This window comes from Streptomyces sp. NPDC050164 (assembly GCF_044459945.1).
GTDB lineage: Bacteria > Actinomycetota > Actinomycetes > Streptomycetales > Streptomycetaceae > Streptomyces > Streptomyces coeruleorubidus_A.
In genome coordinates, this window is sequence record NZ_JBITJK010000046.1 from 1 (window position 1) to 13,575 (window position 13,575).

10 protein-coding genes are annotated in these 13,575 nt (G+C 71.2%); 4 read left to right on the top strand and 6 right to left on the bottom strand.

The features are described from left to right. Nucleotides 1-106: 106 nt before the first annotated feature. Nucleotides 107-1,138, top strand: a complete 1,032-nt coding sequence (locus ACIBNA_RS38520) for a Dyp-type peroxidase (RefSeq protein ID WP_399169908.1) — start codon at nucleotides 107-109, stop codon at nucleotides 1,136-1,138. Between the two features lie 585 nt (nucleotides 1,139-1,723). On the opposite strand, the gene ACIBNA_RS38525 is transcribed toward ACIBNA_RS38520, so the two are convergent. From ACIBNA_RS38525 to tpg, 5 genes are all read right to left on the bottom strand, one after another. Beyond that, the gene (locus tag ACIBNA_RS38525) at nucleotides 1,724-2,437 is read right to left on the bottom strand and encodes a helix-turn-helix domain containing protein (RefSeq protein WP_399169909.1); all 714 of its coding nucleotides are present in this window, start codon (nucleotides 2,435-2,437) and stop codon (nucleotides 1,724-1,726) included. Continuing rightward, nucleotides 2,437-4,482 (bottom strand): hypothetical protein, encoded by a 2,046-nt coding sequence (locus tag ACIBNA_RS38530; protein ID WP_399169910.1) that lies wholly within the window; start codon nucleotides 4,480-4,482, stop codon nucleotides 2,437-2,439. Before ACIBNA_RS38530 ends, ACIBNA_RS38525 begins: the two co-directional genes overlap by 1 nt. Before the next feature lie 22 nt (nucleotides 4,483-4,504). Then, nucleotides 4,505-5,107, bottom strand: a complete 603-nt coding sequence (locus ACIBNA_RS38535) for a DNA-binding protein (protein WP_399169911.1) — start codon at nucleotides 5,105-5,107, stop codon at nucleotides 4,505-4,507. Between the two features lie 103 nt (nucleotides 5,108-5,210). Next, nucleotides 5,211-6,182, bottom strand: coding sequence for a hypothetical protein (locus ACIBNA_RS38540; protein WP_399169912.1), 972 nt, complete (start codon nucleotides 6,180-6,182; stop codon nucleotides 5,211-5,213). A 17-nt stretch (nucleotides 6,183-6,199) separates the two neighbouring features. After that, nucleotides 6,200-6,769 (bottom strand): telomere-protecting terminal protein Tpg, encoded by a 570-nt coding sequence (tpg, locus tag ACIBNA_RS38545; protein WP_399169913.1) that lies wholly within the window; start codon nucleotides 6,767-6,769, stop codon nucleotides 6,200-6,202. A gap of 101 nt (nucleotides 6,770-6,870) precedes the next feature. Between tpg and ACIBNA_RS38550 the strand changes: the two genes are divergently transcribed. Beyond that, nucleotides 6,871-7,923 carry a hypothetical protein gene (locus ACIBNA_RS38550; RefSeq protein WP_399169914.1) on the top strand — a complete coding sequence of 351 codons (1,053 nt, stop codon included), beginning with the start codon at nucleotides 6,871-6,873 and terminating at the stop codon, nucleotides 7,921-7,923. Between the two features lie 53 nt (nucleotides 7,924-7,976). Here the strand turns inward: ACIBNA_RS38550 and tap are convergent, their stop codons facing one another. Next, nucleotides 7,977-10,379, bottom strand: a complete 2,403-nt coding sequence (gene tap / locus ACIBNA_RS38555) for a telomere-associated protein Tap (protein ID WP_399169915.1) — start codon at nucleotides 10,377-10,379, stop codon at nucleotides 7,977-7,979. A gap of 185 nt (nucleotides 10,380-10,564) precedes the next feature. On the opposite strand from tap, the gene ACIBNA_RS38560 reads away from it, so the two are divergent. Beyond that, nucleotides 10,565-11,284, top strand: coding sequence for a TnsA-like heteromeric transposase endonuclease subunit (locus ACIBNA_RS38560; RefSeq protein WP_399169916.1), 720 nt, complete (start codon nucleotides 10,565-10,567; stop codon nucleotides 11,282-11,284). After that, a complete protein-coding gene (locus tag ACIBNA_RS38565; RefSeq protein ID WP_399169917.1) occupies nucleotides 11,284-13,503 on the top strand; it encodes a Mu transposase C-terminal domain-containing protein in 2,220 nt (739 codons plus the stop codon). The genes ACIBNA_RS38560 and ACIBNA_RS38565 overlap by 1 nt, the downstream gene beginning before the upstream one ends. Nucleotides 13,504-13,575: the final 72 nt, after the last annotated feature.

The following is a 13,575-nucleotide window of genomic DNA, read 5'->3' on the forward strand; positions in this document are numbered from 1 at the left end:
CCCGCCCCCTTGCGCATACCTCATGCAGTCGGCATACCGCAGGGATCATGAGCCGTCAGCCCTTGCCGACACCACGCTTTGAAGCTCAGTAACCGCCTCGGCGGCAATGGCCGCTGGAGTAGGCGGCCTCACTGCCGTCGGCGTCACAGCTCTGCCCAACGGCTCACCCGATGGGCAAGACAAAGCACCAGCCCATCTGCGCGGAGCAGCGCCGCTGCCGTATGCGCAGCTCATCTCACTCGACATCGCCTTGGGCAGCGAACGCGCCGACGCGCTGCGCGCTGCACATCAAGCCATCACGGCGATCGACGGCGGCAGCGTCGCCGCCTGGCTGGCACTGGGCGAAGGCGCCTTTTCCTCGAGCGCTGACAAGCCGCGGCACCTGAAGCGGATGCCATCGTTTGCAGGTGACGTACTGGACCCTGTCCAGTCACATGGCGACCTCTTACTCCACATCACCGGATCCTCAGCCCGCGCTGTGCGGCAGGCCACCGAGCAAACGCTGCGTGCGCTGGCCCAACAGCAGGTGCGCTGGCGCGCGGACGGCACCCGTCCCGAGAACCGCACCGAGGACGGACGAGGCCTGTCCCGTAACCCGTTCCACTTCACCGAAGGGCATGGAAACCCCGCCACGGCGGCCGAGATCACCGAACGCGCGACCGTCAGGACCGGTCAGGGTGAGCCGTCCTGGGCCGTCGGTGGCAGCTACGAGGTGATCCGGATCATCCGGCTCGCCACCGGCTTCTGGGACCGGGACACCGTTCAGGAGCAGGAGCGCATCATTGGTCGCCGTAGGAACGGACGGTGGTTGGACGGCACACCCAGCACCGAGCGGGCCGTCTTCGCCGCCGATCCTCACGGCAAGACCACTCCACTCGACGCACACGTACGCCGAGCAGCACCCGACCGGCGCAAGCCTCCCCCGATGGTCCGGCGCGGCTACAACTACCACCGGGCGCCCGACGACCAGGGGCTGATCTTTTCCTGCTTCCAGAGTGACTTGGTGAAGGGCTTCGAGGCGGTACAGCACAGGCTGCAAGGCGAGGCCATGGCCAAGTACACCCTCACCACAGGAGGCGGCTACTTCTTCGTCCCGCCACCCGGCGACGCCTGGCTCCACGCACTGGAAGAGAACTGAGGATCTAGGTCAGCGGCGCACTGAAGTGAACCCGTGTCATCCGGGCTCAAGTTCCTGGGCGTAGCGACCCACGGTGGGATGCGGGTTTACGGCCCCTTCTGCAGGCGCTTGATTCCATCGATGTGAACCGCCGACGGAGCAGTCTGAGATCAGTTGTAGAGCCTGAGGTACGGCCTGAGCTCCTGCGTGGTTCGTAGTGCGGTGAGTGCCTGGTGAGTGGGCCGGGCGGCAGTTACTGCTGTTGGGGGTGCGCCGGCGGGTAGGTGGGAGGCGTTCGCACGCGCGGGTGGGACCGGCGATGAGGTCTAGTACTTCGATGGCGTAGCGCGCTGCTACACGGTCGCAGTCCTTCAGGGGCCATGCGCCGTGTAGGACTGGCGTCGGCTGACCTGTGCTTGGCTCAGTCCGAGCGCGGAAGCGAGGTCGGACTGTGTTTCTCCCGTCATCTGCATGAGTGCGGCGATCGCGGCCCTCACTCGTTCCCCCGACGACAGCACCATGGTGTTCAACCTACCGCTGTCTGTCACTGGTTCGTTCGCACGGCGTCGTGTTCGGTTAGTGCCCGGTGTGGTGTGGCGGGGTCGGTCAGCGTGGGCGCCAGGTGCGGATCTCGAGGTGGAGGATGTGGGCGTCTGCGCGGATGCGTCCGGTCTCCACGAGCCATTGGTGCACGGCGGCGGTGACGTCGCCGGCGGCAGCGTTGACGCGGCGGGCGAAGTCGGCGGCGTCGAAGCCCCCGGTCTGGGCGGAGCCGTAGGAGCGTTCTTCGGTGTGGTCGGAGCGTTGGATGACGTCGCGGCGGATGCCGGGTGAGTCGGTGCGGCTGCCGGAGGGGAGCAGGTAGCCGGTCTTGGCCAGGCGGACGGTGAAGGCCAGGCGCAGGCCGCGGCGAGCGGCTTCAGCGATCAGTGGGCGCAGGCGGGCGGAGCCGGAGGCAATGGCCTGGGCGCCGACGCGGCCGGTTCCGGATCCGCTGGGCGTGATGAGGACGGCTTTGCTTCGGACGCGGGCGCGGGAGCCGGAGGCGGTGGTGCGGCGCTGGGTGTGGCGAGCGGCGATGGCGGCCAGTTCGGTCAGTTCGGTGATGCCTGCGGTCTCGATGGCGGTGAGGACTTCGCGCAGGGCGGTGACGAAGGCGGCTCCTTTGTTCTTGGTGTAGAACTGCGAGACGAGGGAGGGGTCGCGGTCGATGATGCGGGCGATGTCGCGTTTGGTGTAGCCGGCGGATTGGAGGCGGTCGGCGAGTCGGGCGGCTTCGTTGGGTGCGGTCTGGGGGGCGGATCGGCGGTGGGGCGGCATCAGGCCTCTTCGGGTGTGCTGTTCAGGGCGTGGCGGCCGGTGTCGCGCAGGGTGAGGAGTTCTTCTTCGCTGGTGGGTGCGTTGACGGGGCCGGGGAGGTGGCCCTTCATGAGGTAGTCGCCGGGCCGGTGGCGGTGGGGCCAGTTCTGCGGTGTGGTGAGGTAGACGGCGTCGGTGCGGAAGGCGACGACGGTGCCGGGCGGGGTGTGCAGGGCTCCGGCGTGGGTGTCGTCGTCGCGGTGGTACTGGGTGAGCAGGGCGGCGCGGGCGGCGGACCAGATGGCGGCGGCCCATTCGGGGTGGGCGTTGGGGTCGCGGGCGAAGCCGGTCGGGCGCTGCCAGGTGATCTGCTGGTCGTCGAAGCCGATGATTTCGGCGTCCGGTGGGACGTCCCGCTCGGCGGTGCGGGGGGTGGTGCCGGTGACCATGCGGGGGCGTTGGGCGAAGGAGCCGATGCCGTAGAGGAGGATGGAGCGCACCGCGCGGGAGGCGAGGTGAGCGGCCCGGGCCTGTTGGGCGTCGCCTTGGAAGTGGGCTTGGGCGGAGAGGTTGGTCCAGGTCTCCTTGAGCTTCTTGGACCAGTCGTCGAGGGGTTTGCCTGCTTCCCACAGGATGCCGTCGACGATTTCGATCTTCCACGGCTGGATGGGGTTGGTCAGGGCGGCGTGGACTTCGGGTCCGCCGGCCCAGGTGGTGAAGGTGGTGCCGGGGGCGTGCGGATAGTGCCAGGCTCGCTCGCCGGGGGCGGGGGCGGGCAGGAGGCCGATGTGGTTCCACCCGTCGGGCACGGTGACACGGATGTGCCAGTGACCGCAGCCGTAGAGGGCGTCGTGCTGTTCCTTGGCCGACCAGGAGGCGAAGGCCTTGCCGGTGATGCGGCGGGGGGCGCCGATGGGGGATTTCCAGGTGTGTTTGGCGTAGGCGAAGGTGCGGTCGTATTCGATCAGTGCGGGCAGTTGCTCGGGGACGCGGGGTGGGGTGATGAGTTCGTTGCGGCCCTGTCCTGCGGTGGCGTGCAGCAGCCCGCGTAGTTCTTCGGACAGCACGGGGAAGCCGTCGGCGTGTTTGCCCCTGCGGGGAATGGTGCGGGTCCACAGGTCGCGGCCGGTCTGGGAGGGTGAGCCCATGATGACGGCGTCGCTGAAGTGGCGGCGCAGTTCTTCCCACAGCAGGCGGAAGGCGTCGCGGACGATGCCGGGGTGGTCGGTGTCGTCGAGGTCGAACCACTCCCCCACGCTGCGGATTTCGACGTGGTGGTCGCCGTTGTCGCGTTGGTAGCGGGCGACGGGGTTGCGGGCGTGGACGAAGTGTCCGGCCATGCGGTCGCGGCCGCGGCCGGTGTCGGTGCGCCAACCGGGGGTGGGGGCGTTCAGCCAGGCGGCGACGGCGTCTTTGAGGTAGGGGTAGCGGTCGGCGTCGCGGTGCCAGGGGGCGCCGGCGGTGATGTAGATGCGTTGGATGCTGTCGGGGACGGTGTGGAAGACGGCGGTCAGGATGGCTGCGGCCGACCGGTCGCCCAGGTCGAGGCGGACGGTCTGGTCGCGGTGGACGAGGATCCCGGTGGCGGTGTCCAGGAAGACGGTGGGTCGGGCCTGCTGAATGAAGTTGGGGTACTGGGAGACGAGGCCTGAGGTGGGTGTGAACCAGCGTCGGGTGTCGGTGTCCTGGGGCAGGGTGGGCAGGTCTCGGGGTGCGCCGTGATCGGTCGGCTGCTTCAGCGGCGCGCAGGGCGCCGGATCTGGTGCGGGGGTGGCCGGGGGTTGGGGATCGGGCCGGCTGTTTTCCGCAGCGTGGGGCGCTGGGTGAGGGTCGGGGGCGGTGATGTCCTGGGGGGCGAGCTGGGGGGCCAGGGCGACGACCTCGGCGATGCTGAGCCCGGCCGCGGGGGCGATCCGCTCGGCCGTGGCCTTGTCGTGTGCGGCCAGGGTTGTGACGGTCTTGTCCCGCTGGGTTTCCAGGCGGGCCAGGGCGGCCGCAGTCTTCTTGATGTCGTCGCGCAGCGTGCGCAGCTTGGCGAGGCCGTCGGTGTAGGTGGTTGCGTCCATTGTGGTTCCTCGTGGGCCGTCGTCAGCTGGCGGTGTCGGGGGTGACGTAGGCGATCGCGCCGCCGGAGTGGGATTCCAGCCGGGTGCCGAGCAGCAGGGCGGCTGCGGCGCGGTCGTCTTGTCGGGCGGAGGGCAGTTCCATCGTGGGGGCGGCGAGGTCAGTGATGTAGCCGGCCAGGCGGGCGCCGGGGAAGGCGTAGCGGCCGTTGTCGTTGCGCTGCCAGGTGTCCAGGCCGGTCAGGACGGCGACGACGTATCCGGAAAGGGTGACGGGCAGTATGCCGGCGGCGGCGATGCTGGCGGGGTCGCAGCGCCACCAGCCGCGCAGGCTCTTGAGAAGGTCGTCGGCACCGAGGCGGGGTGCGTAGCCGATCCATGTGCGGTCGTCCTCGTGGACGCGGCGTGCTGCGTCGACGCGCAGGACGGCGATTTCCCTTGCGTTGAGGCGGTGCAGGGGGGCGTGCGCGCGTTGGTGGAGTGCCTGGACGACGTGGAGGGGGAGCATGACGCGGACACCACGGTGGGTCAGGCCCGGCAGGACGTCGGCGCGGATCAGGCGGCGCAGGGTGGTGATGGCGCAGTCCAGTTCGGCGGCGGCCTGTCCCGTGGTCAGCAGCACGGCCATGCGTGTCTCCTCGGTGGTGTGACCTGCAGGATGTTAGCGATACGCCCAGCCATTTGCAAGCCCGATCAGATATCTGATCGGGCTTGCAAAAGCGGATGGATGGTCACAGGGCGTTGAGCCGGGCTTCGTCAGCGGCCGGGCCGACCGCTCCGATCTTCAGCAGCCGGCTTTCGATGGCCTGCTCGCTGCGGCCGAATTCCTTGCTGAGTTCGGGGGTCAGCAGCCCTTCGGCGCAGAGTCGGGCCAGTTGCCGTTCCTCTTCGTCGCTCCAGCGGGCGTGGGAGTTGGGGTGGACCATGCGTCGTTGCTGCATGGCCTCGGAAAGGGGCCGGTTGGCGGGGCGGCCGGTGTGCTCAACTCCGGGCGCGCGGATCAGTCCCTGGCGTTTGAGTTCTTCGTAGATGGCTTTGCGGGTGCAGCCGAACTCCGCAGCGAGGATGGTGAAGTCGCGTTCCTGGCGGAAGCGGGCTGCGAGGCGGGCGCTGTCCGTGGGGTGCCACGCGGCGCTCTGGCGGGGCGGTGGGATGGGGGCAGGGGTGGCGAGGGTGTGTGCGGCGGCGTCCAGAAGGCGGGCCAGGGGTGCAAGGTCGTCATCGGTGACGGCGCCGCACAGTTCCCCCTGGATGTCGCCCTGCCCGCTACTGATGGTGAGTTCCAGCGTGAGCTGTCCGTTGGCGCATCGGGTGCCGGTCAGGACGTAGCGGCGGTCGGCTTCGGTAAAGGCGGACTCCAGGCAGGGCGCCGGTGCGGGGTCGGCTGGTGCTGGTTCCTGGGTCGCTGCGGGCAGGGGGGCGGTGCCCATCGGGTGGGCGAGGAGGCTGTGGACGTGCCAGGTGGCCTGGAAGTGGCCGCCGGTGTCGAGTTGGTAGGTGACGGGGCCTGGTTCGAGGTCGGTGACGCCGTACAGGACGGTGAGCTGCTGCCCGGCGAAGGGGCTGTGGGCTTCGGGAGTGCCGGGCACGGGCTGGTAGGTGAGGATGCCGCGGTCGGGTTGCTCGTCAGGGTTGAGCAGAACGGTGTCGGGATCACCGTGCCAGCGGCCGTTGGTGTCCTGGAAGGCGTAGATGAGGGCCATGAGCGGGTTCCGGAAGGTCAGTAGTGGAATTGGATGAGGTGCAGGTCGCTGATGGTCACGGCGGCCTGTTGCTGGTCGGGGGGCAGGGCGCGGAAGAAGTAGGCCTCGCCGATGCCGTCGGCGAGGATGCGGCGCAGTTCGTCTTCTTCGGCGTCGCGGTGGCGGGCGTCGAAGAGGTGGCGGGCGTGGTGGGCGGGCAGGTCCTCGATGACGCGCAGCAGGCGGGGGTCGTGAAATTCGCCGCTGAGGGTGGTGTAGGCGAAACGGGCGTGGAGTTGGGCGGTGACGCAGCCGCCGTGGTCGAGGATCTGCTGATGCGCACGGCGGCGGACATCCGGCTGCCAAGTGCGGTGGATCTCGCGCTCGATGAGGGTGGCCTGGGCGGAGGTGAGGTCGTCGAGGTCGCCCTCGGCCCATCGGGTGAGGGTGTGGGGGTAGGCGAACAGGCGTGGCGCCAGGACGCTGGGGCTGGCCTGGCGCAGCAGGTGGCGCAGGCGGGTGGCGGGGCGCTTGGGGGGTTGTCGTGTCCAGTGCCGGGCGTCGGCGAGGTCGAGCGCGTGGGAGACGGAGGTGTTGGGCAACGGCACGGTGGGGGTGGTCTCCTGCCGGGGGTTACCGGGGTCGGTGCTGGTCGTTGTCCGCGGTGAAGGGCCAGGCGGGGGCCGGGCTGGGGATGCGGGAGGCGGGCATGGGCATGGAGGCGGTGCCGAAACTGGTGGGGGTGGAGCCGGTGCCGGGTGAGGCGGCGGCTTCCTTCGTCCTGCGGCTGGCCCACCTCAACGAGTTGCCCGTGAAGGAGGTGCTGCGGGAGGCGGGAGCGCACCGGCCGCCCCGCGAGCTGGATCCGTGGGCGCAGGAGGTGTTCCTGGGTGACCAGGCCGCCGCGCGGCTGGCGGTGATGGCCTGGCGCACGCCGCAGGAGCTGTGCCGCGCTCTGCCCACGCTGGCCGCCGGCACCGGTGGCGGCCGCCGCCCGTCGGTGCGGGTGAAGCCCTGGCCCGGGCAGTGGACGCCGCTCGAGCCGTGTGCGGCGTGCCTGACCCGGCACGATGACCTCGTGACCCCGGTGGTGCTGGCCGGCGGCGATCCGTGGCAGGTGTGCGTGCGCCACGGCCGGTGGCTGCGCAGCACTGCTGGCGGCGGCCCCGCCCAGGTCTCTCTGGCCGGGCTTGAGGAAGTGGTGCGGGCGCATCGGCGCCGGGTGCGGCTGCAGCAGCGGGTGGGACCGTACGCGCGGGCGCTGCTGGCCGATGCGCTGCAGGTGACCGCGGCCTGGTGGCAGGGCCGCCAGATGGGCTCGGAAACGCTCTGGGCGGGCCGGGAGGAGGTGCTGGGCACGGGGCGGCAGCGGTGGGCGGTGCCGCTGGTCGTCTATCCGGAGGCCGTCATCGTCGCCGAGGCCATGGCCGTGTACGAGCGGCAGCGGCACTGGGGCCGGGAGTTCGCAGGCGATGCACCGGGCTGGGTCTCGAAGCGCTGGATCGCCTTCGTGGGCGAGCGGCTGGGCATGCCCGGCCCGATGGAGCACGGTGGCTACCGGATGCTGCGCCAGTGGACGCTGCAGCATCGCATCACCGCGCCGGTGGTGGACCGGCTGGCCCAGCCGGCGCCGCCGCCCGGCTACCGGAGGGGGCATCTGCCGGTGATGGATCCGCATTGCGGCCTGCCGGAACGAGGGGCGCTGGAGGACGCCTCGTGCCTTGACTGGCGGCTGGGCCGGCCGGTGTCTGCCGCGGGGTGAGAAGGAGGCGCCCGCCCGGTGCGGGCACTGGACACCGTGGGCGGGCTGGGCGTTCACCATGACGGGCAGGTGTCTTTCAGCAGCTGGGCGGGGTTGGTGCCCTCGGCGCAGCGGGCCGTGTACCAGTGCAGCGGGCGCACTGCGACGGGAAGGACGTGGCCGGGCGAGATGCCGATCTTGAAGTCGCTGTAAGGGGTGTCGGTGATCTCGGTCAGGTGCGGGGTGCGGGTGGCGTAGACGATGTGGCTGCCGGCGACGGCGAGGGGCCAGTAGCCGCTGCGGGATGTTCGGGCGAGCTTGCGGTGGAGGTTGGCACGGGCGTTGGCGACGACTGCGGCACGCAGGTCGGGACGCCAGGAGGGCTCCTTGGGGCTGGGCCAGGCGGCCAGTGCGGCCTGGTCGGGCGGCTGGGCCAGGGCCTCGAAGGCGCCCTGGGCGGTGGTGTGCAGGGCGTGCAGCAAGGCCCGCTGCAGAGGGTCGGCCTGAGGCAGGTCGGTGAGGGCGGCCAGAAGGTCGGGGATCTCCAGGGTGGCGGTGATGCCGAGGCGTTCCAGGACGGTCAGGCGGGCCAAGCGCAGGTGGTCGTACCAGGGGGACAGGTACGGGCCAGTCGGCCCGGGGCGCAGCCAGCCCCGGACGGGTTGTAGCTGTGCTGCGCCCATCCGTAGGGCGGCGTAGGCGACGGCGGGTGTGGTGTGCCAGGCGAGGCCGGTGCCGGCGAAGGCCGGGGGCAGCAGGGGGTGTTGGGGGACGGCGGAGAGGTCGACGAGCCAGCTGCCGGGTCGTTTGGGGTCGAAGGGCGGGTGGTGGAAGTGGTGGGCCGGCCCGTCGGCGACTCGGATCTCGTTGCTGCCGGCGAGGTGGAGCAGGTTCACCGCCAGGCACACCGCGTATACGCGGTCGGCTTCGTCGGGGGCGGGATGGCGCCACCAGTCGATGTCGGTGTCGGCGAGGGCGTCTTGCTCGGCGCGGTGGCTGGCCAGTTGGTGTCCGGGCGGGGCCTCGCAGGGGGCCGGGTCGACGGGCATCGTCAGTGCTCCGCGCACGCCCGCGGTCAGCTGGGCGCCGGTGGCGGTGTGGCGGTGGGCGGGCGGGCGCAGGTCGCGCATGAGCTGGTGGCCGCAGGCGCCCGGGGGGCCCAGCGGAGTGCGCACGAGCGAGGCGTACTGGCCCAGGACGGCGGCGAGTTCGCCGGGGGTGAGCCGTTCGGGCAGGTTCCAGGCGTCGTGGTGCAGGGCGCCCCAGTCGGTGATGGCGAGGTGGACGCTGTCGCAGGCGGGGTCACCGGCGCTGGGGTGCAGCCGCGTCCAGGGGCCCAGGCCGTCGGCGTCGGTCTGCCAGCCGATCGCGCGGGCCTGCTGCAGCAGCGGGTGGTCGCTGCGCGGATGCCGTGCGGGCAGGTCGGGCAGGCCGGCGGGCAGCGCCAGGCGGGCGCGGGCGGTGCCGGTGAGCACCAGCAGCGGGCCGGGTGGCAGGGCTTCGCGGCGGACGGGGGCGGCGCCGAGCGGGGTGTTCACTGCCCAGGCCAGCAGCCCGTGCAAGTCATCGGCGGGACAGGTCAAGGTGCGGCCGTCGGCGAGGCGGGCGATCAGCCCCGACGGGCCGGCTTCGAGGACGGCCAGGGGGCCGTCGGACATGCCTCTGGCCTTGATCGGCGGATAGGCCAGCCGCACCGTGGGGCGGGCCTCGAGCGGTTGCCGCTGCTGCTGCGGCGGCGCAGGAGTGCTGGCTCCTGGCCATGCAGGCGTTGGCCGGGATGCGGGTGAGGCCGGCAGGGCCCGGTCGACTTCAGGTGCGGGGCATCTGGTGCCTAGGTGCTGGGGGTGGCCGCCGACACGGTGTTGCGTGGGCTGCTGGCAGCGGCGGCACGGTGCGTGGGCTGCCTCCCGGGTGGGGATCTCGTGCCGGAGAACGCCCAGCGCGGCCCAGTCGGGTGCCTGGGCCGGCAGGGGGTGAGGCCCGGCAGTACCTTCCTGCCGGGCTTCCAGGGCAACCAGCAGATGCCCGTAGATGGCCGCAGTGTCGCCGCGTGGGGTGGTACTCCCCCGTTCCCAGGCGCGGACGGTGTCCTCGCTCACGCCGCAGGCGTCGGCGATCTGATGCAGGGACAATCCGGACTGGCAGCGCAGTCTGCGCCGTTGCGCTGGCAGGGGCAGGCCGCCGGGCGGCGGCCCGGGCTCTGAGATGGCGTCGAGGTCGAACAGTCCGTCCACGATTGGGTCGGCCCCCCACTGGTGCTTGGTCCGGATGCGGCACTGCTGGTCACAGCAGATGCGCTTGGCAGCGCAGCATGCAGGAATCTGCAAAGCGCATGCGTCACACGCAAGAACGTTCCGTTGGGCGCCGACCTGCACAGATGCCGCGGACGTGGGCCGGAGATCTGCTCCGTTCGAGCGAGGCGCGCGCCGGGTGTTGTCCTGCGCCCCCCTTTCCCGGCCTTGTCGGTACGGGTTCACCTGGTACAACGGCCGGTTCGCCCGTGTGATCGAACGGCGCGCGGGCGCGGCGCGCGCTCGCTCGTTCGAGGGTGTTCGACCCGGATCGCTTTCTCCAGGCGCAGTGGGCGGCCACGGTGATCGGCATCGCCCGGATCGATCACACGGGCGATATCCGTGCTGTCGCATTGTGAGAGGTGTTGAGCGTGGCTGAGGTGGTGTGGGCGCAGTTCCTGTCCCCCGCTGGGCGGCTGCTGAAAAGACCCGTGAGCCAGGTCTGTCAGGAGCGGCTGGAGGAGCGGGCCGAGGTGTGGAGACCGACGCGGTACCGGGGCCGGCGGGCGATCGCCACCTGGTGGCGGCCGGCCGGGCAGGCCCGCCTCGCGGGCTGCGCCACCCTGGGTGCCCTGGAGGCGGCGCTTTCCTTGGAGTTCGATCCGCAGGTGGTGTCGTTCACGGGCTGGCCGGTGCGGCTGGCCTGGGCGGACAGCGAGCAGGGGTACGTGCCGGACTTCTTCGCCCGGCTGGCCGACGGGCGCGCGCGGCTGCTGGTGTGCCAGACCTCGCAGCGGGCCGCGGGCGACTGGGAGGAGGCATCGAGGCTCCTGGAGGCGGCCGGCGAACAGGCCGGCTGGGAGGTGCGGGTGCATCCGGACGCCGAGGACACGGCCGCGGCTGCGAATCGGCAGCGGCTGGCCCGCTACCGGCATGCGCGGCTGGCCGATGTGGACACCGCGCGCGTCCTGCACCAGGTGTTCGCCCGGCCGCGCCCGTTCACCGACGGGGTGACAGCGAGTGCCCTGCCCGAACTGGCCACGGTGGCCCGGGCGTTGCATCTGGTCTGGATGCGCGAGCTCCTCATCGACTGGAGCACCCCGTTCGTGCCGGCGCGCTCCCTGGTGTGGTCGCCGCAGGGGGTGCGCTGATGGCGGTACACGCACCGGCTCGGCCGGATGTCGTGGCGGTGGGCAGCGCCGTGCACTGGCACGGCGAGACGTATCTGGTGACGGCGCTGCAGGGCATCAAGGTGCACCTGCTCAGCCAGCACGCCGACGGCGAGGACGCCGTCGTGCTGCTGGACACGCTGCACCGCTCCCCTGGCTTCCGCGTGCTGGACGCGCCGGCCTCAGACGACGGCCCTGCCCCGCCGTCGGCGTCCGCGCGCCGGCCCTTGGGCGGCGCGGAGCTGCTGGAGGGGCTAACGAAGGAGGCCCGCAAGGAGGTCGACTTCTGGCTCGACCATGTGCTGGAAGTGCACACGGGACTGCCCGGATTCGCCGCCCCGGGCACTGCTCCGCGCCCCTGCTACGACCCCGAGCACACCACCCTGCGGGACCGGTATGCGACCAAGGCCGCCGAACTGCGCGCCGCGCATCACCCGGTGTCGGCGGCCACGGTGGAACGCAAGCGGCTGGCCTGGCTGGAACAGGGCGTGTGGGGGCTGGTCGACAAGCGGCGGGTGCGCGGCCCAAGCCGGCACGGCCGCGTCGACGAACAGGTCGTCAAGCTGCTGCGCAAGGTGCACAAGCGGCACGAGAAGAAGTCCATCGGGACCAGGTCACGGCTGTTTGAGCTGCTCAGGAGGGCATGCGTGCGCAAGTTCAAGAAGAAGGCGGAGCAGCTGATGCCCTCCCGGGCGACGTTCTACCGGCTGCTGGACCGGCTCGGGATCGTCTGCGGAAAGCAGGCAGCCGCCCGGCGCGGCGACGGCAGCCACCGCCCCGAACCGCCGTTCACGCTGGCTATGGCCACGGCGCCGGGCGAGCAGGTGCAGATCGACACCACCTCGCTGGACATGCTGGGCGTGGACGAGACCGGACGCATCGTCTCCTTGGAGCTGACCGCAGCCATCGACGTGGTCAGCCGGTCGGTCCTGGCCGCGGTCATCCGGCCCAAGTCCAGCGGCACCAAAACCAGTACCACCTCCCGCCGTCACGGCGGGCGGGCCACCAAGGCCGTGGACGCCCTGCTCCTGCTGGCCGAGATGTGCACCCCGCAGCCGATGCGCCCGCACTGGTCGCTCAAGGCGAGCGCCAAGGAATCCGACCTGCCCTACGCCCAGCTGGTGGAGGCCGACGAGCGGATGGAGGGCGCGGCAGCCCGGCCGGTGATCATCCCGGAGATGATCATCATGGACAACGGGAAGGTGTTCGCCGGGCGTGCCTTCATGGACGCCTGCGCCCAGCTCGGCATCTCCGTACGCCCGGCCTGCGCCTACTCCCCCACCCACAAGGCGATCATCGAGCGGACCTTCGGCTCGATCAAAAGCCTCTTCAGCCAGTTCCTGCCCGGCTACACCGGCAAGGACCTCACCCACCGCGGCAAGAACGTCGCCAAGGAACGGCTGTGGCGCATCGACCAGATCAACGACTTCCTGCAGCAGTGGATCGCCCTGGGCTGGCAGCAGCGCCCGCACAGCGAACTGCGTAACCCGTTCCTGCCGTCCATGCCGCCGCGCACCCCCAACCAGATGTTCGCCGCCCACGTCGCCAGCAGCGGCTACGTCCCCCTCCGTCTCAGCGCCGAGGACCGGCTGCGGCTGCTGCCCACCGCCTGGGCGCAGGTCACCGACAAGGGAATCCGCCTGAACAACCGCACCTACGACAGCCGCGCCCTGAACGGCTACCGCAACGCCCGCTCCGGCTGGCCGGGCAAGGGACAGCGGTGGCCGGTGCGCTACCACCCCCACCAGCCGGAGAAGGTCTGGCTCGACGACCACCACAACGGCGCCTGGGCGGAAGCCGAATTCGTCTACCAGCGGCTGATCGGCGACACCTGGAGCGAACACATCTGGGACCAGGCCACTGCCGCCCACCTCGACAAGGGCGGCCACACCCGCGACGAGACCGCCATCGCCCGCCTGGTGCGCTCCCTGCTGGAGCGCGCCGGCCGCGGCCCCTCCCGCACTGCCGTACCGGGGCCGGTCCCCGTCGAGCGCGGCATGCAGGTCTCACCGGCGCCGGTGCAGGACCCCTATCGCGGCATCCCCGCCCCCGCCTACCACAGCGTGGCCAGCCTGCCCGTCATGGACGTCGACCCGCGCGAGCTGTACGCGCCGGCTGTGCGTCTCGCGCTGCCGGCCAGCCCGTCGGGCCCACCCCAGCCGAGCGAGGGCCGCGGCCACGCCTCCGTCGAACAGTCCTAGCTCTCCTTCCCCGTCTGCGAGCGGTGACCGGCGCGGATACCGAGCGCCGGCCACCGCCGACTGTCTCCAAGG

Bases quoted from the DNA above. Each gene is read 5' to 3' on its own strand.
- ACIBNA_RS38520 (WP_399169908.1), top strand. From the start codon at position 107: ATGGCCGCTGGAGTAGGCGGCCTCACTGCCGTCGGCGTCACAGCTCTG.
- ACIBNA_RS38525 (WP_399169909.1), bottom strand. From the start codon at position 2,437: ATGCCGCCCCACCGCCGATCCGCCCCCCAGACCGCACCCAACGAAGCC.
- ACIBNA_RS38530 (WP_399169910.1), bottom strand. From the start codon at position 4,482: ATGGACGCAACCACCTACACCGACGGCCTCGCCAAGCTGCGCACGCTG.
- ACIBNA_RS38535 (WP_399169911.1), bottom strand. From the start codon at position 5,107: ATGGCCGTGCTGCTGACCACGGGACAGGCCGCCGCCGAACTGGACTGC.
- ACIBNA_RS38540 (WP_399169912.1), bottom strand. From the start codon at position 6,182: ATGGCCCTCATCTACGCCTTCCAGGACACCAACGGCCGCTGGCACGGT.
- ACIBNA_RS38550 (WP_399169914.1), top strand. From the start codon at position 6,871: ATGGGCATGGAGGCGGTGCCGAAACTGGTGGGGGTGGAGCCGGTGCCG.
- ACIBNA_RS38565 (WP_399169917.1), top strand. From the start codon at position 11,284: ATGGCGGTACACGCACCGGCTCGGCCGGATGTCGTGGCGGTGGGCAGC.